Below are 26,102 nucleotides of genomic sequence, written 5' to 3'. Positions count from 1 at the left end.
GGGACTGACATATTTTTTTGACATTTGGTAGTTTTAATCTTTGTTAATTAATACTACCACGCCTATTTGTCGTTTTCCGGAATATTCCGGAAAATAGTAGTTATTTGCGGTTCTATCTTTAACAGTTGCAATTCCTAAGCTAACAGTGAGAACTGAAGCGGGAACTCGATCAACTTGAGACTGAGTGTAAGCGATCGCGTTACCTGCCTCATACCATACTTTGGTTTCTCCGTCAATAGAATCGAAGATTCGCGGTTGCAGCGAATTCATTTCCGGGCTGGGGTCTATATGAGCGCTGCGCGTCTCGATCGGACATGTTTCTTTGTTTTTCATAAATAAATTTAGTTGCTCTCAAACCCGTTTAGCAGAGGGGAAATAGATTCATTCCTCCTGCCTCCTGCCTCCTGCCCTCTGCCTTTTTTGGTAAATTGATAAACGGACTAAATGCGTTGTCATCTCTTTTTGAATCTTCTTGTGGTTCTGACTCTAAGAGCTTTGTTTGATGATTAGCTGCTGTGTGCTTTAATATTTGTTGGCTAAAATAAAGGCGATACAACTCACAACTAGGAAGAGCCTGATTGCAATCTAGTTGAACTAGACCCATACTTTCTAGTTTATAAGCAGCGATCGCGTCTAACTGATTCGGGCTATCGGCACTCACAACCTGTTGCATCGCTGATATCAATTCGGGTTCAGCTTGAAGTAAACTTAATAGTTCTCGTAAATGCTGACTATAAATACCCACAGGTGTAGAAGCTGTTTCTAATAACTTTTCTAGCGTCATCTCCCCCTGACATAAATGATAAAGCGCTAAACTCGTCAGATATGGATGTCCTCCCACCATTTCTTGTAAAGGCTGAAGGCTTTGCCCTCCTTCCTCCGATGCCCAAGAAAGTCCATAGCGCTGTGCTAAATTTTGTACCTGCTTCAAACTAAACGGAGGTAATGGAACTGTTACCCCAACATTAAAAGGAGATTGGTTCAGCTTCAGCGGTATATAAATTTCTGTTGTGTGAACCACCACTAACCGCAGTTTTTGCCAAGTCTTATCTTGCTTTGACTGTTCATGCCAATATCGCAGCATTGGTAAGAAGTCTTGGGCAATATTCGGATGTTCAAAAACTAAATTGACTTCATTCAAAGCCAAGACTATCGGACTATCAATTTGCTGTAACAGATATCCCTCAAAATAGATTTTACAGCTGACTTTGCTACCCATTTCTGCATCCCAGTAATCATCCAAATTGGGAGCGAGATTCAACTGCCTGCTGATATTAATGCAAAACCAACGTAAAAATTTATCCAGTGAAACAAAAACAGCTTCATCAGCTTCCTGAAAGTCCAAACACACAGTTTGATAACCCTGCCCCTTAACGTGAGCAATAATCCGATTGAGCAGCGAACTTTTCCCCGTCTTTCTCGGTGCTTTAATCCGCATTAAGCAACCAGGGTACATAATTTCGCTATAAACAAGTTCTTCCAGGGGAGGACGATTGATGTACACAGGAGAATCCAGGGGCACAGGACCGCTAGGAAACTCTATCTTATTTACACCGACTAAATCAGGAGAACTTTTTTGTGTGGGGAAGTCTACCCTGAATCTTTCTTGGGTCTGGTTCTCCTGTAAAACAATTTTGTCTTCCAGCAATTTCCTCAAGACAATATACAGATTTTTTTTTGTTACCTTCTCCCCCAAAGCTTGTGAAAGCTCTTGCCACAACTGGGAGCCAACTTCCTTAATATAATCGCTACCGTAGCCCGATGCTTTTGCTATTTCGCTGTAAGTCTTTCCCTGCCACGATTGAGAGAGTACAAACTCCTGAATAGAATCCAGAGGCTTGTGCTGTAGAATTCTTCCTATGTCTTTGAGGAGTTCTTCCACGATTCAAAATTAATCAGATAGATTTACGTATAATTTTTCTATCTGGTGTAAATATACATCTGAAAAGGATTAATTAAAATATATCTAAAGAATGATTCGCAAAAGTTATGAATATGATATTAAGTCTGGAAATAAGATAGTTTGTGGTAAAAAGTTTGATTTTCTAGTGGTCAAGGATATTAATGCTTGACTTGATAAGTATGAAGTGTCAAGGATGTTCGCGTAGCGTCTCCAAAGGAGAAGGATAAAAAAGGAACTCAGTACATACCTCAAGACTGGTAAGGGAAAAAAATCAAGCACAGGGAGCTTCAAACCCCTGAAGTGATTAGCCTTAGAGCAGATTGCGTTGTGATTAAATACACGTAGAGACGTAAGGCGCGGAACGTCTCTACGAGGGTTTTTTGGTAAAATGAGTGGTCAGACGTACCATTCACCAACAGTATCCGCATAAGTTGTTGGGAATTTAACTAACTTTGTGTAAGCACAGAAGGACTTACGCAACTGGATAGCCCTCTTAATAGGCACCTGTCTTTTGCAGCACAACCCTAACAGTTTTCAGCAAAATTTTCATATCAAGCCAGAGTGCCCAATTCTCAATGTAAGCAATATCTAATTTCACTCCATCTTCAAAATTTTCGATATCGGAACGACCAGAAACTTGCCACAATCCAGTGATACCGGGCAAAACTTCTTGTCGGATAAAATGCATAGTTTGAAACCTCTCTACATCTCGCAGAGGAAGAGGACGAGGACCAACTAAACTCATTTCTCCAAGTAAAACATTAAACAGTTGTGGCAATTCATCCAAACTGTAACGACGGAGGAATTTACCTATTCGTGTGATGCGAGGATCATTTTTTAGTTTAAATAAAACACCATCCTTAATCTCATTCTTCGCTTCTAACTCTGCTTGTAACTTTTCCGCATTGACAACCATTGTCCGGAATTTCCACATCTTGAATTTTTTACAATGCAGACCAATTCTATTTTGTCGGAAGAAGATGGGACCGGGGGAATCCAGCTTAATTAGTATGGCAATAAACAGATAGATTGGTGAAAGTAAAATTAACAGAATAATCGAACAAAAAAGGTCAAAACATCGCTTTACCCAAAAATCACTGCCTGTAATAATTGGTGCTGGAATTCTCATACATGGGACTTCACCTATCATCGAAAAAACAGATTTTGGATGATGAACTTCATTCTTTTGGGGAAGTATCTGTAGAATAATCCCAGCAGAATGAAAATGCCAGCAAACATATAAACGATTCTTAATTGCACTCCAAGAAACAAAAGCTTCGACTATACCCTGTTCACGAAGATATTCAAATGTTGCCTCTCTGTTGCATCTATCTAGACAGGTATAGTCAGATATTCCTTGTACGATATAGCATTTTTCTTTTTCTATTAACTTAATATATTCTTCTTTTTCTTCGATATCAGCAATCAGAAAAACAGGACAACGAGCTGCTCCTTTTTCGCGAACTATTTTGATAGCAATATCAATGAATAAGCGAGATAGACAGACGAATGCTATAGATAAAACCCAAAAGATTAAAAAAGTTGAACGCGAGATATAAGTCTCTGGTTCGTAGAGAAAAGCAACTAGCAAAAGTAAAACTTCTGACAAGGATATTGCTTGAATCAGACCAAAATAATTACGACGGTGTTTACCTGGGTGGTAAAGTCCTTTAACTGCAATCACCCCGATTTCAACTGTGATAATTAGCAACAAAAAAGACGTGTTTTGTGTCCAAGGAGATGGCAATGGAGTTCCATAAAATACAGCTAACTTCCATGCCAAGCTTACAGAAATGATATCTAGCAAGATAAGTGTTACTACCCTGAGTAATCTTATAGCTAATCCTCTCTGTATTCTTGTGCCTCTTGCTGACCTTAAGTCTGGTTGTAAATTTACAACAGGTAGAGATTTGGAAGAGATATTTTTTATTGCCATTGTATTTTTTCCATTCAAGATATTTTTGAGTTTCTACGACTGAGCATTATTCAGTAATATGTATTACTGGCTGGCTATTAAACATCGTTCAATCGAAAATTCAATATCATAATACCGCGAGTATTAGCACGAAAAACTTCGTTTTTTTATCTCTCAAAAAACAAAATTAAAAGAGACAATTTTGGAAGTTGGATATATACATTACTACTAAAAAATATCAAGTTATTAATGGTGAAAGTTTATCATTCAAACTTGGACAACCCTATTTTTTGCCTGAGCACCAGCCAGATGAAGAGAGGATTACCTACGATGTAGCGCTTCCATAAACGTTCAGGCTCAACAAGCAAGCGAAAGAGCCATTCTAGACCAGATTTTTGCATTAAAGTTGGTGCGCGTTTCACCATGTTGGCAACAAGTTCAAAGCTGACCCCAATCCCAATTGAAATTGGTACTCTCAGTTCCTGATAATTACTAGAAATCCAGTATTCTTGTTTAGGAGCACCCAACCCAACAAAGAGAATGTGAGGTTTTGCTTCTCGAATTTTAGAGTTTATTAGTGCCAGTTCTTTTGGCTTTGACTCAAAACCGTAAGGTGGACAGTGAGTACCTACAACTTTCAGGTTTGGATGTTTTAATTGAAGGATTTCTTTTGCTTTTTCAGCTGCTCCAGGACGACCTCCTAGTAAAAATATTTTGAGGTCTTTCTCTGCTGCGATCGCACACAACTGTTCAAATAAATCTGTACCATTAACCCTACCTTTTAGAGGTGTCTGCAAAAATTTAGCTGCCCATAGCAGGGAAACTCCGTCTGGTACTACTAACAAAGCTTGACGATAAATTTCTTGAAAACGAGTATCTTTCTGTAGAGTCAAAATATGTTGTGCATTAGGAGTTACAACGTACTCTGGCTCTTTGTTAGAAATAGCATACTCTATAATGCATTTGACCACTTCATCAAAACTGTATTGGTCAATTTTGACACCACAAATATTTATTCTCATTGGATACCTAAGATTTTTTTAATTACACTCGTGACAGCTTTCAGTTTTCTACTACTTAGTGCCACTCAACAAGGAATTTTGTAGTGTGCTGCACTCTTTAGAAGAAGAAATCGGCTCTGCTCCCTGAAAACAGCTTTCTCCGCAGAAAAGAGGTTTGGAGAGTAGTCTGAAAATATCTGTTTTTCGTTTTGTTTTCACTCCGAAATGTAGAAAATAGTTTTGAAACCAAACCTTTAATGAAACTATTATGACTAAATTGGTCAAGTACGAATTCATAACCTCGCTGTGCCTGAATTTCAGTTTTTTGAGGTTCGTTTAAGAGCTTAACAATTGTTTGCTTTAACCCGTTATAATCGCCGATATTAACACCAGTAACGATACCCAAATCAATCAATTCACCAATAATTCCCGACGAACGAGTTATGACTACAGGTCGGCAACAAGCCATCGCTTCAAACATTGTGGTCAGTCCCGCTTGATAGTTATTCTCAAACATAGTGATGACAACTAAGTCGGAATCGCGATAAAGCTGAACCAATTCACACCAGTCATAAAAGCCATGTGACATGTTCGGAGGTATGATTTCCGGGAATGTCTTTTTGAGAGCGATCGCATTACGAGAAAAAGCGCAAATCTTCACATCAACATTCAAATCTTCAGTAGCAGCAGCCAAAGTTCGATAATCTCGCTTTTCCATACCTCCGCTTCCAATCACCGGACGCAACTTTTTATTTGAGAGAAGTCCGGGTGTAAAGAAGGATGTGTCTATAGGTGGTGCTGAAAGTAGACAAATACGGTTCTCTGGTAAGCCTAAGTAGTTACGAAGAAATTCAGCTTGCGAAGTAAAACCTGTCACAAATAAATCAATCCGATTTGCCAAGTCAAACAGCTTCAACGCTAAACGACCACGAGGTCGGTTGATATTGTGAATAAATACAACAATTTTAGGTCGATTGTGTTTAGCACCACAAAGCGTAGCAATTGTAAAACCCAGGTATTCACCATCACAATATATGACATCATCTTCCTGAAGCTGCAATGATAGCTTGCGTGCTAAAGCCCAGTGTTCGGGATGACCGATAATTTTGGCAAGCATTTTATCTGTGGGCAAAACTAAATCTGCTGTTGGCTGATGAACTTTTGCCCCTAAAAGTTGACTCATTTCCCACATTATGTGTGAGGGACATTTTCCGGCTTGAGCATTTTGGGCAATAGTTTCTAAATCACATGGAGTATTTAAAGCTATGTGGTATTTCAAGGCATTCTCCTGATTATAATTGTGTAAGAATTGAAGTATGAATGAGCCTCACGTACCAGACACACCATACAAAAATAATCAAAATAATCATAACTTTTAGATTAAATAAATTACTAATTAAACTAATAGTTAAAAATTCCAATTTTTATTTACCTAAAGTAATGTTTGAATAGGTAGACCAAATCCCAAACTATAGCGAATCAATAAACATAAAGTCAGTACTCCAATAAAAAAGATGGTAGCTTGAATGTCTTGGGCAAAACAAAAAAGTTTTTCTTGCCAAAGTCCATAAAGATTCACTATGTACAAAGGCAAATCGCTGAATGCAATCACGATAATTGCTCCTAATGTTCCAAAACTGTAATATGCCAGAGGTACACCCAGAATAATGACGCCAAATCGAGCAAAATTACTTTGGGCTGAATACAAGGGTTTGCTAATAGCTAAAAGAGCAGGACTGATAGTATAAAATAACAAAGAAAACCAAATGCCAGTGCACAAAATTGGCATCATCCAAGTCGCATCAGCATATCTTTTGTCATAGAGAACAGCGACAAGTAAATCGCCAATTGTAGTCAGAAATGCTAAGACAATCGCAGTTCCTAACAATATCAACCATCGTTGACGAAGAATTTTCTCTCTTAATATTGCTCTTGGCAAGTCAGCTTGTTGAGAAATTGTGGGAAAAATGACTTTATAACTAAGTTGTTTAATAACTTCTCTGGGGATGCTTGCTAAGGTATAAGCTACTGTGTAAACACCTAACATTTGAAATGAGAGAATTTTCGCTAAAACCAGGCGATCGGCTTGTTCAGCAGCAAACATCAGCGCGGATGCGATAAACATCCATTTACCGAAGGAGAGAATTTCTTTAACAGCATCGGGTTCCCATGTGAAGCGGTGGGTATATTTTGGTATTAACCAATAGCTACTAACTAATTTATATATTCCTGCTATTACCGTTCCAATAGCTAAAGTCCAGATATTTGGATAGAACCAAACTAATATACATAATGTAGAAAAATAACAAGTTTGCAACGCTAATTCATAGAAAGAAAGCTTACCCAGTTCCATGTGACGATGGAGAGTATGTATGCTAGTAGAGGTAAATCCATCAACAACAGAGTAAAATAAAGCAATAGGAATTAGCCATACTAAACGTTCATCGTTATAGAATTTTGCAGCGGGAAAGCTAAGAACTAAGCAAATAATCCAAATGACTACACCACGAATTACTTGTAGAGTCCAAGCAGTATTCAAAAAAGCAGGTTCATCACCTCGTTTACTATTGATTATATTTTGAGCAATACCAATGTCGGAAAAGAGTTCTAAACCAACTCTCAAGGTAGCTACCAAAGCCATCAAACCAAAATACTCTGGTTTTAACAAGCGAGTCAAAATTAGATTATTGCCAAATCGGAGGATTTGAATACCTCCGAAACCAATAATTGTCCACATGGCGCCACGCATGGCTAGCTTTTTTAAAGATGACATTTGGGAATGGGGAGTGGGGAATGGGGAATGGGGAGTGGGGAATAATTATAATTTTTTGGAGGTAAATGATGCTCATATAACAACACAGTATCACCATACTTCATCGTAAAGGTTTTGGGTAAATATTGTTACTGCTTTGAGTTCGGAACAACTTCATATTTCGGTGAAAAAACTTGTTTTTCTTGATGATAGGGACGAATAGATTCAACATTACCTTTCAAGGCATTTGTCATTAGAGAATGCAGCCGTGCCACTTCATAATGTATGTTGAAATCTTTCTCTACTTTTGCTCTACCTGCTGTGCCAAATGCTGCGCGAAGTTGATAGTCAGTCAGTAACTTTTCGATGCAATTAACTAAGGAAATAACATCTGCGGGTGGGACTAAATAACCATTTACATTATTTTCGACTAACTCACTGACTCCAGCAATTTGGGTGGCTACAACTGGTACACCAGCTGCCATTGCTTCCATCAATACTACTGGTATTCCTTCAGCAAAGCTGGACATCACAAAAATATCGGTTTGCTGAAAATATTCGCGTACTTCAGTTTGAGATTTATAACCAACGTAATTTACATTTTCACTTAATTCCCATTGATTAGTTATTTGTTTCAAATTTTCTCGATCTGGGCCGTCACCAACAACTGTTAAGAGAATATCTGGATGTGTTTTTTTTAAAATTGCCAAACTTTCTAGTAAGATTGGTAAACCTTTTGCTACAGCCAATCTTCCGACAAAAAGCAAGCGTTTTCCTTCTTTGTTGTGAGAAACAACATCAAATAAAGCTGGGTCAATACCGCAATGAATGATATGCATTTGATTCCACTTTTCAAGGGGTGCAAATATCATTCCTTGACTGCGAGCATAGTTGCTAATACAAGAAACAAATAGCGATCGCCTAATCTTCTCTTTTAGTTGCCATTGATACGCTCTAAAAAATACATACGGGCCGTGCAAGGTGAAGCTATATGTAAAACCTCCAATAGAAGCGGCTAACATTGCCACAGTCCCGCTAGCTTCGGCAATGTGATTATGTAAATGTACTATCTGCCTTTGTTTTATTTGTTGAGCAAGAATACCTGCTTCGATAAAGTAGAACAATTGATACACCAAACCCAAAAATCCTGGTTGGCTGGTTGACCATGCAAGCTTGATTGTTTGTAGATATCTTTTGGGAGAAGCAAGCAGTAAGCTGAGGTGCGATCGCACTAAGTTGATGAGATTGGGAGGAAGAATGTAGAAAGTGCGATCGCGTTCTTGTTTCTGTTCCACTCCAACCATGTGTTCATCCCCTGGACAGCGAACCGAAAAGGTGTGTACGTCCACACCCATAGAGCGCAAAGTTGTTACTTCTCGCTGAATAAAAGTATCTGTCGCTCTGGGATATTCTCCAGTTAGGTAAGCAATACGCATAGATGTAATGGGTAATGGGTAATTGGTAATGGGTAATGGGTAATTGGTAATATGAAAAACTATCGAAGCTGATATAACTCCTAACTCCTAACTCCAAACTCCTAACTCCAAACTCCTAACTCCTAACTCCTAACTCCAAACTCCTAACTCCTAACTCCTAACTCCTAACTCCATTTACAAGCTTGACCTTTTGACTCAAGTGGACAGATGGTTTCTCTACCAATTGCCACATGAGAGCGGCAAAGCCGACACAGACAAAGATTCCTAGTAGTAAGCAGAACACTTCGCTTAAAGCATTATCCTTAAGTAGCTTAATCCCCAGGAAAAATACAGCTCCATAGATGGGAGTATGGGTCAGATACAGACTGTAAGAAATCTTACCGAGAAATTGTAGCCATCGCCACTTTAACAAAACTTCCATGCAATTGGCTTGTCCGGCTTGTAATAGGAGTATGGCAACAATCACACTAACGATTGAAAATGTTGTTGAATTTATAGCTCCAGCAGTCACCAAGAGCGCGGAATAAAAGTAAAAGTAGATTGGCTTCAACTTATCGTGCCATGACCAATAGGCAAAGACTCCTAACAGAAATGCGTACCATAACGGCAAAAATATCATAGGTCTGCCAGTATCTTCAAACACACCCATAGGAAAGAGAGCGGCAGCTAGGGCAGCAGGAACAAACACAACTGCTCCACTAAAGCGCAAATTCCGCGAATAACTGAGCCACTGTGCTAGTCCTAATAGCGCACAAAAGACTAAATAGAACTGTATTTCTATACACAACGTCCAGTAAACGTCGTTGATATGTACGAGTTGAAAAATGTCTTGTAAATAGAATAGATGTGCTAACAACCTCCCAAAAGATAGAGGCTCTTTACCTGGGGCAAATGCCTCACCTTTGATATACGAAGATAATAGTGCAAAACCTAAAGTTACGACTATTGAGACATAATATGGTGGAGTGAGTCGGGCAAGACGACGCAGAGTGAAACGTCCAAAATAGGCTAAATTAATACGAGCCTCACGTAGGGAATGTGCAATCACAAAACCACTGAGGACAAAGAATATGGGTACACCAAAGTGACCCCAGTTGAAGACGACAGCTACAAACCAGTCGGGTAAGATGCTGGTTAATACAGCAAGACGTTTATCTAAGGAAGCATGAAACAAAATTACCCATAAGACTGCAATGCCACGTAGCCCATCGACAAAATAGAAATGGACTTTGGGTGGCTTAACGACTGAAGTTGTCGATGAGGCTTTGAGGTTCATACATTCAGCTTTTCAATGGTTGCTTTCTCAGGTGTCGAATAAGATATTTCTGACAATTCGACATTGCTACAACTGCGCTCTAGTGCGGTGTCGAGTGAATATTTAGGCTGCCAATTTAAAATTTGTTTTGCGCTTTGGTTGCTGAAGCGAAAATGCTTAAATCTAGCATCTAGCACTCTGGGAATAAAGATGCCAGGTAGCCTTGCTTTTCCCTTTAATACTAGTTGGTTGTACGTCCACATTATCCAGGCTAGAAAGCGCATGAGTGTCCAATTGACAGGAATCAGACGGGGTAGAGAATAAGCGTGTTGCTTGAGTTTTTTGACATAGCTTCTTTGGGTGGGTAAGTTGTCATCAACGATATTCAAAGTTTGGGCGATCGCTTCATCGCATATAGCACTAACAATTGCTTCAGCACAATTCTCGACATATGTCAATGGCATTGTTGCATAACCACCGATTCGCAACCACAGGTTGTCGGTCAATTTACCCCCAAGCAAACTACTCCAGAGATTATCTCGCCCATATATCAATCCAGGACGAACAATCGTCACAAGTGCGTTGTGATTCTGCTCAAACTCGCGGACAAGTTGTTCTTGTAGCAACTTGGTTTGAGCGTATTCATCTCGCTCAAGGGGATTACTTTCAATCAGTGAATCTTCGGTAATTGTTGTGCCGGATGAAATGCCCTGATAGTCATACACCGAAAAGGTACTAATATCAACTAGTCGCAACACACCAGCGGCAATCATCGCATCAAGCAAGTTTTCGGTAGCAATGACTGTGCCAGCAAATCGCGTGTAAAAGTCCCCTTCTTTAGCGGCAGCCAGATGAATGACTGCATCCATCCCCCGGACAGCATCGACAATACCATTTTTGCGGCGCAAATCTAAACGGATTAGCTCTATATTTGGGTGATTGTGCCAAGTTAAGCGCTTTTCATTACTAGATGGTCGCACAACTGCACGGACTTGATGTCCTTTTCGCAATGCTTCGGCAACTACGTACTTTCCTAAGAAACCGGACGCACCTGTGATTAATAACTTCATACTCGATTCGCCTCCGATAGTAGGGCATTAACTAATCTATTTGTCCGTTCCATATCTGCAAAACTGATTGGTGGTGCTTTCCCCTCGATTAGGGCTTGATAAGTTTGGTCTAAAAGCCGATGCATTCCTTCATAAGGTGTTTTTTGCATAATTTTGTTGCGAAAGTTAGTAAATGATGCTCCAACCAAATCGCAACCGTTGACAAAATGATTTATTAGGGGAGATAGCAATTCACCAGCACGGGGAATGACACAACGCAGGTAAGGTTGAAACAAATCAGTTTCGGCATAACCTTTGGAACCGCGCACTATGACGTTGAAAGCTTTGGGTGGGGTGTGAGCGCTGAATCGAATTCGAGCGTGTGCGGAACCGGCGATAGCGATCGCATCCAGATCGTCATACTTAAATAAATCTCCACCACCGTGATTGCTCCATGCAGCACTAACGCGGTCGAAATCGGGTATAAAGCGCACTATCAAGGAACACAAATGGGTAATGAAATCATGAATCACTCCTGCGGGCATTTTATGAATCGGATTAGGTAAGTTTTCGTCTGCGAATACTCCACCATCACGAACAGGAACCGCTATTCTGACTTCAACTTCTTGTATTTCACCAAGAACGCCATCTGCAACTAATTTCTCAATTGCGAGGATTGTTTCATTAAAGCAGTAATTTTGGTTTTCAATCAGCCAGCGGTTATGAGATTTTGCTAAAGCACAAAGTTCTTTGAATTCATCATAAGTAGGTGTAATCGGCTTTTCACAAAATACGTGTGCGCCGGCTTCTAAGCAGTCTGACGCTATTTGCTTGTGGGTATAAGGTGGAGTGAGAATGTGTACAACATCAGGTTTGATTTCATCTAACATTTGGCGATAGTCGGTGTAAATTGATTCAGCGCCAAATCGTTGTGCTGCATAAGAAGCAGACGCTTTTGAAAGGTCACAAACACTCTTCAAATGTACGCGATCGCATTCAGCCAGAAAACTTAAATGCTCTTTGGAAATTGCCCCTGTCCCAATTACTGCTGATTTTAATTTACTTGCCATTAATCCTACTTTTCCTCTATGTAGTGAGCGATTTATCGCTCAATTTTCAGATGAAGTCGCACTTTTGTATTCCAGAATCGTGCGTTTTTGTTTGAATAATTGAGAAAGATGAAACTTGATTTGACCTTGTAGTTTGGGAAATTTGTCTAAGACACAAAACAGACCGTAAACAATAGCATCTGTTGATTCATATCCACGTTTAAGCGTAAAACCATAGACGCGATAAGCGAATAAAGCATAAGCCATAAATAATAAGAGTATGCTCAACCCTTGAGTTGGCAATATACAAGCGATCGCCAACAAAGGCAAAAACAAAGCCAAAATCCAACTTCGCAAACTTTCTTTTACCCAATGACGTTCCGGACTGCGACCATGCAGCCAAGCACCCTCAGCATAAGCATGACCATTGCGAATTTCCCGCTTCCACCACTGTTTAAAATGAGTGATTTGGGCATTATGCAATGTCATTTCTGCATCAATACGCAAAATTTTACCACCAGCTTGACGCAATCGTACACACAATTCTGGTTCTTCACCGGCAATCAATGTCGGATTGAATCCTCCTACTTTTTTTAAGGCAGTTACCCTCATCATCGAGTCACCACCACAAGCTTTTGCTTCACCAACAGGAGTATCCCATTCTATATCGCACAAGCGGTTATATATAGAATTATTTGGGAATTCTTCCCGACGCCGACCACAAACTACAACTACGTCAGATTGAGCATTTAATTCATCTATTCCACGTTTCAACCATCCCTCAACAATTCGACAATCTCCATCTACAAATTGGACAAATTCAACTTCTGATTGGACTTGTAATAAATATTCAAATCCTTTGTTTCTAGCACGGGCAGCGGTGAACGGAATAGATAAATCGAGTTCTACTACATAAACACCAAGAGATTTCGCTAGCACCACACTATTATCTGTGGAACCTGAATCAACATAGACTACGATTCTTGCTTCTTTGATTACCGATAGCAAGCACTCTTTCAGACGATTTCCTTCGTTGCGTCCGATGACGACAATTCCAATAGACTGCAATGTCAAACCTCCTGTTAAAATTCGTTTATGTTGTGGTGCATGAAGTACATATCAAAACCTCAGCCCCAACTTCTCTACGAGCGTCAGGAGAGGAAAGATAAAACACAGCTTAATCGGGGTGAGGTAATCGCTCTACCTCAGGAGATTAGGAAACGCTATATCTTGTACACATCTTTAGATAACATGCGAAGAAGTTCTCTTTGGAAATTTTATATTTCTCTGATTTGTTTGACTCATGGTAATAACAACTGTTGTGTAGAATATCCAATACGGATTATGTTGATGCATCAAATAGCTTTCTGTTAAATTATTCATTGCCAGAAAGGAAAGATAACCCAATGGCCAAATATCCTCGGAATTTTTACTCGCATAAGCTCGTTTTAATGATCGGACAAAAGTTGTAAAATAACTAATTAAAAAAAGTGCTAAACCAACCAAACCAACGTCAACTGATAAATCTAATAAGCCATTGTGACCGTTAGGTGGAATCCATGTAGATCTAAATGCTTGACCGACTTCAATTGCATAGGGACTGTTAGGTGCCCAAAATGCATTTAGACCATAACCAAATAGTGGTTGTTCCATTAATTTAGCTATCATGACATCCCAGATGAATGTCCTTCCCGTTAAACTTGGATCTCTTCCTAAACCAGTTATCAGTTCTATCCAATAAGTTAAAACTACTACAGCAACACATGCGAGAATTAAAATGAAAATATTTCCCAAAATTACGCTAATCTTTCCCTGCCATTTAAAGTTTTTATAAAACATTATTATTAGCATCAGTAGGAAAGAAACAACCAGAGACGTTTTTGAAGTTGAAAGCAGCATCAAGACCAGGGAAAAGGTAAAACCAAACCACCTGTATAAAGCTGAATTTTCCTTGGGCAGCGCAAAAAATGTCAATGAACTTAAAACCATCATGCTGCCTAAAACATTTTTTTGCCCATATACTCCTTTCCATGCTCCTGCATGAGCTTCTTGATCTATGCCAACCAAAGGAAATCCAAGGGCAACAATTGTACTAAGAACACCTGCTATTAATAAAGTACAGGCAACAAGTTTTACCTGTTCTTTCAAGCTAAATCGTGTAGCAAAATATAAGCCAAATAAGGTCATCATGATAACCTCTGTGGCATTAGATAATGTAAAATCTGGAAATTTTGACCAGAGAAATGATAAAAAAGTTAATGCTGTTAATAAATAGAGTGATATGTTTCGGCTGACTGTAGACATAATACTTTTGCCAAAAATGCAATTGAGGCTAATTAAAATTAACCAAATAGAGTATTTGATTAATGTAATAACGCCTTTTGGAGCGACACCAATTTCAGATAATACATAAAGTGTACCGAAAAAAGACATTAAACCTAAAATAATAAAAAAACTTTCAATCAGTCGGTAAATTTTATTCATTTAGAGTAAAAACAACTGTGATGAACAAAACCCAATACAGGTTAACACCATACAACAAACAACTTTCTGTTACATTATTCATTGCTAGAAAGGTCAGATAAACTAATGGCCAAAGTTCCTCTGGATTTTTAGTTCCATAAGCTTGTTTTAATGCCCGAAGAAAAACTGTGAAATAACTAATTAAAAAAAGTGATAAGCCAATTAAGCCAACATCAAGTGCTAAATCAACTAAGCCATTGTGGGCGTGAGGTGGAATCCAGCCAGTTCCTATTGCTTGACCTGCTTCAACTGCATATTGACTGTTAGGTGCCCAAAATGCACCACGCCCATAACCTAATAATGGTCTTTCCATTAATCTAGTTAGTGCATAACCCCATATGGGCGTTCGTCCAGTTAAACTTGGGTCTCTTCCTAAACCAGTTAACAGTTCAATCCAATAAGTCAAAACGAATACAGCTAGACATCCTAAAATCAAAATTCCAATGTTTGTGAAAATTACACTTATTTTTCCCTGCCAACGAAAGTTTTTATAGAAAAGTATTATTAATATAAGTACTAAAGAGAGAACAAGAGAAGTTTTTGAAGTCGAAAGCACCATTAAAAATATCGACAAAAAAAAACCAGTCCATTTATATAAATTGAAACTTTCTTTTGGGAGCAAAAAAAAAGTTAGTGAGCTTAAAACCATCATACTTCCCAGAACATTTTTGTGTCCGTATATTCCTTTCCATGCTCCTAAATGTTCTACGAGTCCATCCGCTCCATGTATGCCAATCTCTGGGTATCCAAGGGCGAAAATTGTACTAATAATACTTCCTAAAAAGAAAGTTGAGGCAATAAGTTGTACCTGCTCTTTCAAGCTAAATCGTATAGCAAAATATAAGCTAAACGAGGTCATCATTAAGATATCTCTGGCATTAAATAACGTAAAATCTGGAAATTCTGACCAGCTAAATGAGAGAAATGCTAATGCAGTCAATATACAGATTAAGATGTTTCGACTAAGTATGATTATTGTGCTTTTCCAGAAAACGCAAAGAAGAATGCTTGACATTCCCCAAACAAGAAATCGGACTAATGTGACAACGACTTTTGGTAGTACAAGACTTAGAGAGTATATACCAAAGATCCCTGAGAAGAAACTTAAGCCTAAAATAATAAAACTTTTCTCCGCAAGTCTTAAAGATTTACTTTGACTTTTATTTTTCACAGTTTAAAGATCAAAAAAGACAGATGAAGTTGACTTAAAAATTTTACTATATCTTGTCTCTTTCTGTACGAATCCACCCGCTTTGAGGTTTTACTAAAAATTGAAGATAAACTGGTATCTTCCAGAAAACGTAAAAAGGAATGGTCAAAAGTTCGTGTATGGGTAAGTCTTGACGAGCGAATTTAGCCCAAGCTATAAGAATTGCCATGAGAAAACAAAATCCGGCTATAGCAACAATTGCTGCTGGTATCCATGATGTTGTGAAAATTGCAAATAGCAGAGAAACGGTCATCAGTGCTAACCAGATAACAACAAGTAAAGCTAGAGGTGGTATACACAAATGTAGGATACTCAGCAACAAGTCAAACCTTTTTTGCTTGACTGCTTCTTTGAGCAGAATGGGGACATAAGTCTGCATATTTTGAAAATGACCGTGTTCCCAGCGAGTTCTTTGACTTTTAGCAGCTTGGGATTCCTGGGGCAAATACCCTGTTACTTTTGCTTGTTGGCAAAATACTGGTGGGTATCCAGCTATGGTTAAATCCAAGCCTAGTTTTAAGTCTTCAACGAGGTGATCGTTGGCTAAATCACAAGCACGAATAACCGACCAAGGGAAAGCCATACCTGTACCCAGTAACGAGCAGGGCAGTCCCAAGCGTGCTGTTCCACGGGTACGAACTAGGTTCTTGACGATGATGGAAAATTGAGAAACAAAGTCTTTTGAGGAGTGAGAGTTTTTCGGTCTAATCATCAAGTAGGTAGCTTGGATCGGTCGCATGAGAGCGATCGCACGCTGAGTTAATTGGGCGATCGCATCTTCATAAACTGTACAATCAGCATCAATTATTACAACCACATCAGGAGGATCTGACTCAATGAACTGTAAGCCATAATCTAAAGCGTATCCCTTACCTTTGCGCTCAAGATCGTGACGCTCAATAACTGTTACACCCATTGAACGGGCTATCTCAGCTGTCGCATCATTACAATTATCAGCAACGACTACCAAACGGTCTTGTTTTTTTAAAGCTGGGATCAATTTTTCTAATGTTGAACCAATTAGAAGTTCTTCATTGTGCGCTGGTACTAAAACAGTAACTTTGGTATCTTGCCAATTATCTTTATCAGCAGCATCAGTGGTTTCAAATAGAGATGCAATACATTCAATCAGAAAAAATAGGCAGATAACAAATAAAATTAATCCGCTCAATGACAGAGCAGCATTAATTGCTATCAAGTCGATTTTCATATCCATTATTTATTACCCATTTACATTTAGCTTTTATGGACTTGAAAATACTGCTGAGTTTGATTTGGCTGTATAAATCGAAGACCTTCTGTTCGCAGAGTATCTACAAAGCTGGTTGTTACATGAGCAGGGATACGTTTAATAGAAATAAATCCAGCTTGCTCGCACATTTTCTTTAAGGTGATCGGGGTAAAGGCATTAATATGTTCAAGTGGGTGAACAGCATGAAACTCTAAAAAGCTTTTTGGTTGACTAATTCCTCGGCAATTAGGAACTTCAACAATTAAAATTCCTTTATCTTCCATTGTGTTGGCAATTTGCTTTAAAGTTGCTAACGGGTCTTCAAGATGTTCTAATACTTGAAAAAGTGTTACGGCTTGTATTTTACCAATATGATAAGATTCCAAGCTTTCCAAGTTGTTGAATATAGGGATGTCTATTTTTGCGGCTCGATGGTGACGGGTAGTGCTGAAATCAATTCCGCAGACTTTAAAACCAAAAAGCTTTGCTAAAGCTAAAAAGTCTCCATCTCCACAGCCATAGTCTAAAATGCTAAATTGCTCTGTTGTATTTGATTTGAGAAGCTCTCGCAGTCGTAAAAGATGCCTTGTATCTCGTCGTCCACGTTCAAACAGAATCTCTCGCTTAGAGGATGTTTGATATTCCGCTTCCATACGTTCAATTTGGGCATCATCAATCCACTTGCTATACAACAAATTTAACCATTCTGGTGTGAGAATCCGCTGATGAAAAACCATACCACAGGTATCACACCTAATTAAAGAAAAAGTTTCTTCTCCTAGTAGTGCGATCGCATCTTCGCTGTAGTGACATTTCTCTATAAAAGAGCGAGTGGGTGAAGAAGTAAATTTTCCTTGCCAAACCGAATGTAAATTAGAGGAACCGCAGCTTATGCAGTGCGATCGCTCTCGAAATGCAACAGTTTTTTGAGAGAGCAATTCTGAATTTATGTTATGTGTAGTCATGTTTATTGCACCTAATTCAAATTTTACTATGTCCCATGTCCGATTTATTTGTACATGAATTGTTCAATTTCCATTTCAGTTTTTGCAACACTCTGTCCTACTCGACGTTTCGAGTGATAAAAATAGCCGTCACGTTCCTGCTTGATGTTGACACCGTTAGCAATAATGCCTAAAACGTGAACCTCGGAACGATCTAGCAGCGACTTAGCAGCTGTTGCGCTAGCTAAATCTAAAACTCCAGGTTGAGCTACCAATAAAACTCCATCCACCATTTTTCCCAGAACTGCTGCATCAACTGTGTTAACTAGAGGAGGAGTATCAAACACTATGTAGTCATAGCTTTGCGAGAATTTCTCAATCAAAGAAGTCATGCGATCGGAATCAATTAAAGCTAAGGGGTTAGGAGGTTGAACTCCCGCTGTGAGGACAGATAAATATTTGGTGACTACTTGCACACCTTGGGAAAATTCATCTTGACCAACAATAATGTTACTTAAACCCACTGAGTTCATTACACCCCACAAATGATGTTGTGATGGGGAATGCATATCTGTATCAACTAGTAAAACTCTCCGTCCTGCTTGAGCTAACGCTCCAGATAAATTTGCACAAACTTCTGATTTTCCCTCTCCCGTCACAGAACTCGTGACTACAATTGTGCGGACTTTTTTATGGCTAATAAATTTTAAATTTGCCTGAAGCATTTGATATGCTTGATGAATCATTAAGCTAGGAGTATAACCTGCAATAATTTTATCGGCGATCGCATCTTCCATCAAGTTCAAATAAATAGGTTTACTATTTGATTCAAACTTGGGAATTAGCCCGACTAAACTGTAGCCAAAGAATATCTCGATTTCCTTAACTGTTTTTAAGGATTTATCAATTAAATCTACAAAAAAGGCAGCACTTACACCAAGTAACAGACCGGCAAATACACCACCTCCTGCTAACATCAGTGTGAGTTTAGATAAAACTGGTTTTTTCGGAATTTCTGCAAGTTCAATTATTTTGGCATTTCCATTAGTTTGCTTTTCTGCTATTTGAATTTCTTTTTGTCTGCTGACAAGGTTTTGGAAGTTAGTTTGAGCAACAGTCAATTTTCGCTCTAAATCTCCTTGCTGCTTTTCTAAATTTGGCATAATAGCCAATTTTTGCTGATAAATTCCACGAATATTAGACAAAGCTTGTAATTTTTTCTCTAAACCCTGTCGTTGCACTTGTAATTGTAAATATTGAGTTGCTAGATTTTCCTTAATCTTTCCTATCTGCAAATTGCCAACGGAAACGTTTTCTTTACTTCCTGTAACCTGATCCACCCGCTGCTGTAATAACAAATTTAAATTTTTTTCTTGATTCTTTAAGGAAATAATAAATGGATGATCGTCAGTGTAACGTGTTCTTTCACTTGCTAGCTTAGTTTGCACTTTCTGTAACTCACCTAAAACATCCTGTACACCAGGTATCTGATTGAGGGAAGTAATTTTTATAGCTTGCTTTCTTTGCAAATTTAATTGATTACCTACTTGTGCTTCTTGAGCGCTTACATCTGCAAGCATTGCTCTAGATTGATTTATTTCCCCATCTAGCTGGGAAATATTGCTAATAGCAGCGCTTGCTTCCTGTGGAAGTTCAATAATTTTATTTTTGTTTTTAAACTTACGTACTGCCTCTGCTGTCCGCTCTAATTCCTGCTGAGACAACTGTAGTTGCTGTTTAATAAACTCACCCGCTGCCAAGACTTGAGAGCTATTAGATTGAATATTATTCTTCACATAAGATTGCATTACCTCATTTACTAGTGATGCTGATAATTCCGGTTTTTCTGATGTGTAGGAAACCTTCAGTACGTCTGTGCCAACAATTGGTTCAACTTTGATTTTAAGTAACTCTGGATCTAGGGGTTTACCTTTTTTATCTACTATACCGACAGTATTGATAGCTTCTTTTAAAAGAGGTTTAGATTTTAAAATTACAGCTTGCGTTGTTAAAGGATTAACCTCACGCACTAAAGATTCTAAATCGCCGATTTTTTCTCCTGCTTTTGTTAGGGAAGAGATTCGATCTAATTTAAAAAGTAACATTCCACTTGCCTCGTATTGAGGTTTTTGCTTGAGGATCGCAAAACCTGATAATCCTACTGAAGCAAGAAAAACTGCCACTACAACTGTCCAGCGACGTTTTAAAACCAGCCAATATTGTTGAATCTCTATTTGTTCTGGATAGTCTTTAGTCTGCATGTAAGTTATCTGGTTGTACAATATTCCTTAGTTATTGGTGAAAAACGCAAATTACTAAGGATGATTTTAACGAAACAACATTTATTTTTGCTAGTTATCTTGTTAATAGTAAGTTTTTACTGCATTTGGGGAACCACTTGCATTTTTTCGAGTCAACTCGCTAACGCTTGGATTCCCTTCGGTATAAACTACTCCTAGCGCTTGCTGCCAAAATAGCATCCATCAATTGTACAGTAGATAGACCTTGGCTTTGAAGGTTTTCTATTTTGGTCACACCTTCTCTGCAATTTCACCTCTATCATTGTTCAAAACGTTCCATATAACAAAAAGGTGATGTTGGAGGGACTGAGATCAAAAAGACCATCGAAGCCCAACTCCTAGTTACATCAATCAATTATTTAATTGAATTGTATATACATCGATAGACAAGATTTGGAAAATTTTTGTTTGTCAATTATCTAAATCAAAGACTTCCGTCTTCATTTTTTAAATTGTAACAAAAATCTCTATGTATCCAACGTCAAAAACTATATCAATAATTTGCCCGATCGAGTTGCTTTCATGTGAAGAATATTATGTATTAGATAATGTTTTTTGAGAACTTAGCTTAGACTAGCTGTAATTTATCATACAAGATATTCCCAAATAATAAAGTGGGAAAAGTAGGTAAAAGAAAGGTTGCCGCATATGTATAAACACTTGTATTTTAAGCTGAACAAAGGTGGGAAAGGTAAGAAAGGTGGGTCAAAACCCCTAAGCATGTCATAAAAATAACTTTGAAACTGTTTTATATACATACGTGATAGATGACGCATTATACACTTATGACTAAAAGATATGATTGCACTCTTTTGGGAAAAAGGTTTTAATTAAGGATAAAATTCAATTGCAAGCAAATGTAATACATGGATAATAACAGAGCTCTTACCCTGGTTATTGAAGTCTATACAGGGATATTTATCTCCGGTGAAAATATATTGCATATAGGAATCCGGTTTGATTTTTGAACAAAATTACGTATTTTTCGGGTGTCCTACTTTCGTCCCTAACGCATCATTCTCAAGGGCAAATACGAAGATTGAAAGGATGTGTCTTGGAAATTACTCCAAGATATACTACACTTTCAATTTACTTAGGAGATTGTTAAATTATCATCAAACAATCAATCAAATGACCTGCTATAAATATCAAGTCGGTGGATGTCTAACCAGTGATGCTCCAAGCTATGTACAAAGACAGGCTGATTCGCAACTGTATGAAGCATTGCACGAGGGTGAGTTTTGCTACGTCCTCAACTCGCGGCAAATGGGTAAGTCCTCTTTGCTAGTAAGAACTCGGCATCGCTTGCAAGAAGAAGGCTTCATCTGCGCTTCGGTTGATCTGACAAACGTTGGCTGTGAAAATATTACTCCAGAGCAATGGTACAAGGGAGTAGTTGGTGAGTTATGGTATGGTTTTAAGCTGTTAGGAAAAATTAACTTAAAAGCTTGGTGGCAAGAGCATGAAGATATCCCTTTACTTCAAAGAGTAAGCCGATTTATTTCGGAAGTACTGTTGGTTCAGTTTCCTAATAAAAGACTGTTTATTTTTATCGATGAAGTTGATAGTATCAAAAGTCTTGATTTTTCTGTAGATGATTTTTTCGCCTTGATTCGGTTTTGCTATAATCAGCGAGCTATCGATCCAGAATACAACCGCATTACGTTTGTTCTTTTTGGGGTAACAACACCATCAGATTTAATTCAAGATTTAAACCGCACTCCGTTTAATATTGGGAAAGCCATAGAATTGCACGGCTTTAATTTAGATGAAGTCCAGCCATTAGTTAAGGGATTAGAAGTTCAAGTTGGCAACGCTGAGGCAATTGTCAAAGAAATCTTAGCTTGGACAAAAGGACAACCGTTTTTGACACAAAAATTATGTCATTTAATTGTGAATTCAATTCAAGGTCAGAAACTGACTATTTCCCCTGGAACTGAAGCATTTTGGGTGGAAAGTATTGTCAGGTCAGGCATCATCTGTAAATGGCAATTTCAGGATGAACCGGAGCATTTGCGGACAATTCGCGATCGCCTGTTAAGCAATGATAAAATTGCTGGACGGATACTAGGAATATGTCAACAGATTTTAGTTGAAGAAGTCCCAACTGATGACAGCCGAGAACAGATTGAACTTCTTTTATCAGGTTTAGTTGTCAATGAGCAGGGATACCTAAAGATAAAAAACCCTATTTATCAAGCTGTGTTTAACTCAGAATGGGTTGCCAAACAAATGGATAATCTGCGTCCTTACGTGCAAAACTTTAAAGCTTGGATTGCCTCGAAACAGAAGGATGAGTCCCAGCTTTTGGTAGATACAACCTTGCATCAAGCATTAATTTGGGCAAAAGATAAAAAACTCAGTGATTTAGATTATCGCTTTTTAGCTGCAAGTCAGGAACTGGCAAAAAGAGGAGTTGAAAGCGATTTAGCCGCAGAAAAACGCGATCGCCAAATTGAACGAGAAAAAGCACAATTTGCCCTGCAAGCGGCAAAGCAAGCAAATCAAATTTTGGTAGATGCACGAAAAACCGCACGAAGACATGCCCAAAAACTACGTTTGGGGAAAGGTTGCATTGGCAGTATTGCTCTGTTAATTACCGGTTTGGTTATTCTTGGGCGTTTTAGTGGAATACTACAGGGTATGGAGTTGACGATGCTCGATCGCTTTTTCCAGGCACGTCCCAAAGCCGAAATTGACCCTTATATTACCATTATTGCGATTGATGACCCAGATATTAAGCAAATGGGTGAGTATCCTTTATCGGATCGAGTGTTGGTTCAAGCAATCCAAAAATTAAAAACCTACAAACCTACAGCGATCGGGCTGGATTTATATCGAGATTTGCCAGTAGAACCAGGTTATCAGGAATTAGTCAGTTTATTTAAAACGACTCCGAATTTGATTGGTATTGAAAAGGCTGTAGGTAGTCAAATTGCACCACCACCAATTTTAGCGCAACTGGGTCAGGTGGGTCTTGCCGATCAGGTTTTGGATGGAGATGGCAAGCTGCGTCGTGCCTTGCTTTCAGTTCGACTCGACAACGGTGAATTACGCTTTAATTTGGGCTTAAAACTGGCGTTACGCTATCTAGAAGCTCTTAACATCACCCCCCACCCTTCCCCCAACAATGCCGATCAAATGCAATTAGGGAAAGCGGTAATTGTTCCTTTTCAAGCGTCGGACGGAGGCTATGTCCGCTCTGATGATGGCGGGTATCAAATTTTGCTTAACTATCACGGTACTCAGGAACAGTTTCAAACCTTCTCCTTCGCAGATTTGTTGCATGGTCGGATACCACAAGAGAAAGTGCGCGATCGCATAGTCCTGATTGGCTCAACCGCTGATAGCGTCAAAGACTTATTTCAAACACCCTACAGCAGTCGCATTTTTGGTTCCCCGAAACAAATGGCAGGAGTAACGATCCACGCTAATATTACCAGCCAAATTTTGAATTCAGCCCTGCATGGACGCCCGATGCTACGAGTTTGGTCTCAAGGGGTGGATTTCTTGTGGATTTTGCTTTGCTCTGGGGTGGGAATGGCGTTAAGTTTGCGGGTCAAGTCACCGAGAACACTGGTGGTAATTGTAATTATTGCTGCTTCAGTCGTATGGGTAATTGCTTACATTGCTTTTTTACACGGTTGGTGGATTCCGATTGTTCCTTCAATCATCGGGCTGGTAGTTAGTGCTATTACTTTGCCAATTGTCACCAATATACACTTGGAGAAAATTCAACTTCGTCAGACGGTGGAATTACTAGTGGCTATTTCTAAAGAGCAACCAACTGCCGGACAAATTGCCATTGAATATCTCAAGCAAGCAGAGAGTCAAGAAAATCAAGTATTTATTCAGCAGATAATATCAAATTCTTTTGAAGAGTTAAATTATCCATAAGGCAAAAAATGGATTGGGCATCGAAAAAGGAGAAAGGGAAAATTTTTATTTTTTGTCACCTCATCCAATTGCCCATTGCCCATCGAACTGTCTTCTTGATAATACTTGAACCTACCACGAGAACCTGCACCGTAGGTATCCTTTGGTTTCGCTCTCTTTGGTGGGTTAAAATTCTCCGTCAAAATCATTTGCTCTGCGAAAAAGGTACTTCTGGCTTTGACTTCTGACTTAGCCTGAGTAAATAAACTTAAAGTTAGTAAGAGTTCTATAAATAGTAAATATGTAAAAAATTTATCTATTTGTTTCATTTTTATCAGTATTTTTTCTGAAACGGAACAAATAAAATTATAATCAGACTAAATCTAAAGTTGGATGAAGCCCTGATAAAGACTTAGATAAGAAGTAATTGTTAATACTTGATTAGAGTAAAATTTTCAGTTTGATTACCCTTGGTAAAAACCCGTCCCAACCTGAGTTAGACATCAGAAAAAGTCCCAAACCTAGACAGATTCAGCAGGCAGGGAGCAGGAGGAGCGCGTCTCAATTTTTCAACTGGTATAGCAAGGGCTGTATCGCTAATAGACAAGGAGCAAAATTTCACCCTTCTTGTGAGGAGATTAAGAGCGATCGCTTTCCTTGACCCTTAACAACAAAAAAACCGCACCAGCAACAACACGTATTTGTAGGCATTTGGTAGCAGGGTGTTGTTGGTGCGATCGCTTGGAAAGACGGCTGGTATCTATTGAGTGCGGTCTCCCCTAAGTCCTATAATTGTTAGTTATTAGTTGCTATTTTGTATCCTAATAACTAACCACGTTCCTGATTGGTACTTACCTTCCCATATAGCGATTAGCCATTTGCATCGCGTCAGCAATATCAACATCACCATCGTTGTCAGCATCTAAGAAAGAATTCAGCACCGAATTCCCTCCCCCTTGCGGATTTTGAGCGTTTGCTCCAGATTTCAACACATTCAACACAACGGGAACTACCATCGGTAGTAGTTGTTGAATCATATTTGCATCTAACCCAGTACGCTGGGCAACCGTTTCAGCTACTTCTTGCTGCATTCCAGGTGAAAAGAGCGAAGCAACGGCATCATGGTTGGGAGAAGTACCACCAAATTGATTTACTACAGCTTCTGCTGCTTCATTACCATCTGTTTCTCGCTTTTGTTGTAAAGCAGAACGTACTTGTCCACCGACAATTGAGAAAACCGACTGCATCATTGAGGAATCTGCCCCAGTGCTATTACTCAGTTGCTGCACGGTGTTGATGATACTACCGATTTGTCCGATGTTACCTTGTTGACTAGGATTGGCAACAGCACCAATAATTTGCTCAAAAAGTCCCATACCTTTTTTCTCCTTTTGTTTTCAGCGTATGAATCAAATAGACATCGACGGAATTTTATTATGCGTTCCCCGAAAAGAATGTAGAGACGTAGCTAGCTTACGTCTCTACCCAGATGTCTAATGCAAATTTTCACATGTTGAGTGCAACTAAAGTTGGAATTGACACTCTGCCCTCTTAAGAGAGGCAGATTCTTTAAGGCTTGCTTAAAAGGGATAGTCAAATATCCCCCTAGACGCTCAAAACAACTACCTTTAAAGATGCTGCAATTGCGCTTACTTTTC

At 38.8% G+C, this 26,102-nt stretch carries 19 protein-coding genes; 1 reads left to right on the top strand and 18 read right to left on the bottom strand.

Features of this window, described 5'->3' with window-relative positions; all coding sequences use genetic code 11:
• Positions 1–33 precede the first annotated feature (33 nt).
• The 16 genes from OGM63_RS23860 to OGM63_RS23785 form a co-directional block, all read right to left on the bottom strand.
• A complete protein-coding gene (locus tag OGM63_RS23860; RefSeq protein ID WP_263748165.1) occupies positions 34–333 on the bottom strand; it encodes a hypothetical protein in 300 nt (99 codons plus the stop codon).
• Between the two features lie 28 nt (positions 334–361).
• The gene (locus OGM63_RS23855) at positions 362–1,882 is read right to left on the bottom strand and encodes an AAA-like domain-containing protein (protein WP_263748164.1); all 1,521 of its coding nucleotides are present in this window, start codon (positions 1,880–1,882) and stop codon (positions 362–364) included.
• 514 nt (positions 1,883–2,396) lie between these two features.
• A complete protein-coding gene (locus OGM63_RS23850; RefSeq protein ID WP_263748163.1) occupies positions 2,397–3,839 on the bottom strand; it encodes a sugar transferase in 1,443 nt (480 codons plus the stop codon).
• Between the two features lie 242 nt (positions 3,840–4,081).
• A complete protein-coding gene (locus OGM63_RS23845; protein WP_263748161.1) occupies positions 4,082–4,840 on the bottom strand; it encodes a WecB/TagA/CpsF family glycosyltransferase in 759 nt (252 codons plus the stop codon).
• A gap of 97 nt (positions 4,841–4,937) precedes the next feature.
• Complete coding sequence (locus OGM63_RS23840; protein WP_263748160.1) at positions 4,938–6,098, bottom strand: glycosyltransferase family 4 protein; 1,161 nt, start codon at positions 6,096–6,098, stop codon at positions 4,938–4,940.
• 153 nt (positions 6,099–6,251) lie between these two features.
• Complete coding sequence (locus OGM63_RS23835) at positions 6,252–7,592, bottom strand: oligosaccharide flippase family protein (RefSeq protein WP_263748159.1); 1,341 nt, start codon at positions 7,590–7,592, stop codon at positions 6,252–6,254.
• A 128-nt stretch (positions 7,593–7,720) separates the two neighbouring features.
• Entirely contained in the window at positions 7,721–9,007 is a 1,287-nt protein-coding gene (locus OGM63_RS23830; RefSeq protein ID WP_263748158.1) for a glycosyltransferase family 4 protein, read from the bottom strand.
• Positions 9,008–9,164: 157 nt separating this feature from the next.
• Positions 9,165–10,283: an acyltransferase family protein gene (locus OGM63_RS23825; RefSeq protein ID WP_263748157.1), complete on the bottom strand. Its 1,119-nt coding sequence runs from the start codon at positions 10,281–10,283 to the stop codon at positions 9,165–9,167.
• Complete coding sequence (locus tag OGM63_RS23820) at positions 10,280–11,332, bottom strand: NAD-dependent epimerase/dehydratase family protein (protein ID WP_263748156.1); 1,053 nt, start codon at positions 11,330–11,332, stop codon at positions 10,280–10,282. Before OGM63_RS23820 ends, OGM63_RS23825 begins: the two co-directional genes overlap by 4 nt.
• Positions 11,329–12,381, bottom strand: a complete 1,053-nt coding sequence (locus OGM63_RS23815; RefSeq protein WP_263748155.1) for a Gfo/Idh/MocA family protein — start codon at positions 12,379–12,381, stop codon at positions 11,329–11,331. The genes OGM63_RS23820 and OGM63_RS23815 overlap by 4 nt, the downstream gene beginning before the upstream one ends.
• Before the next feature lie 39 nt (positions 12,382–12,420).
• Positions 12,421–13,428 carry a glycosyltransferase family 2 protein gene (locus OGM63_RS23810; RefSeq protein ID WP_263748154.1) on the bottom strand — a complete coding sequence of 336 codons (1,008 nt, stop codon included), beginning with the start codon at positions 13,426–13,428 and terminating at the stop codon, positions 12,421–12,423.
• A 174-nt stretch (positions 13,429–13,602) separates the two neighbouring features.
• A complete protein-coding gene (locus tag OGM63_RS23805) occupies positions 13,603–14,844 on the bottom strand; it encodes an O-antigen ligase family protein (RefSeq protein WP_263748153.1) in 1,242 nt (413 codons plus the stop codon).
• Positions 14,837–15,823, bottom strand: coding sequence for an O-antigen ligase family protein (locus OGM63_RS23800; RefSeq protein ID WP_263748152.1), 987 nt, complete (start codon positions 15,821–15,823; stop codon positions 14,837–14,839). Before OGM63_RS23800 ends, OGM63_RS23805 begins: the two co-directional genes overlap by 8 nt.
• A 277-nt stretch (positions 15,824–16,100) precedes the next feature.
• Entirely contained in the window at positions 16,101–17,303 is a 1,203-nt protein-coding gene (locus tag OGM63_RS23795; protein ID WP_263748151.1) for a glycosyltransferase family 2 protein, read from the bottom strand.
• Positions 17,304–17,329: 26 nt separating this feature from the next.
• Positions 17,330–18,289 carry a class I SAM-dependent methyltransferase gene (locus OGM63_RS23790; protein ID WP_263748150.1) on the bottom strand — a complete coding sequence of 320 codons (960 nt, stop codon included), beginning with the start codon at positions 18,287–18,289 and terminating at the stop codon, positions 17,330–17,332.
• 44 nt (positions 18,290–18,333) lie between these two features.
• Positions 18,334–20,529: a GumC family protein gene (locus OGM63_RS23785; RefSeq protein WP_263748149.1), complete on the bottom strand. Its 2,196-nt coding sequence runs from the start codon at positions 20,527–20,529 to the stop codon at positions 18,334–18,336.
• A gap of 1,170 nt (positions 20,530–21,699) precedes the next feature.
• Here OGM63_RS23785 and OGM63_RS23780 point away from each other — a divergent pair.
• Complete coding sequence (locus OGM63_RS23780; RefSeq protein WP_263748148.1) at positions 21,700–24,465, top strand: CHASE2 domain-containing protein; 2,766 nt, start codon at positions 21,700–21,702, stop codon at positions 24,463–24,465.
• Here OGM63_RS23780 and OGM63_RS23775 read toward each other — a convergent pair.
• Entirely contained in the window at positions 24,456–24,773 is a 318-nt protein-coding gene (locus OGM63_RS23775; RefSeq protein ID WP_263748147.1) for a hypothetical protein, read from the bottom strand. The two genes, OGM63_RS23780 and OGM63_RS23775, sit on opposite strands and share 10 nt — an antisense overlap.
• 522 nt (positions 24,774–25,295) lie before the next feature.
• Positions 25,296–25,820 carry a DUF937 domain-containing protein gene (locus OGM63_RS23770; protein ID WP_263748146.1) on the bottom strand — a complete coding sequence of 175 codons (525 nt, stop codon included), beginning with the start codon at positions 25,818–25,820 and terminating at the stop codon, positions 25,296–25,298.
• Positions 25,821–26,102 lie beyond the last annotated feature (282 nt).

The sequence above is a fragment of the Plectonema radiosum NIES-515 genome (genome assembly GCF_025753815.1).
Classification (GTDB): Bacteria; Cyanobacteriota; Cyanobacteriia; order Cyanobacteriales; family Nostocaceae; genus Hassallia; species Hassallia radiosum_A.
Note: the sequence above shows the minus strand (reverse complement) of the source record. Positions and strands in the feature narration are given on the sequence as shown.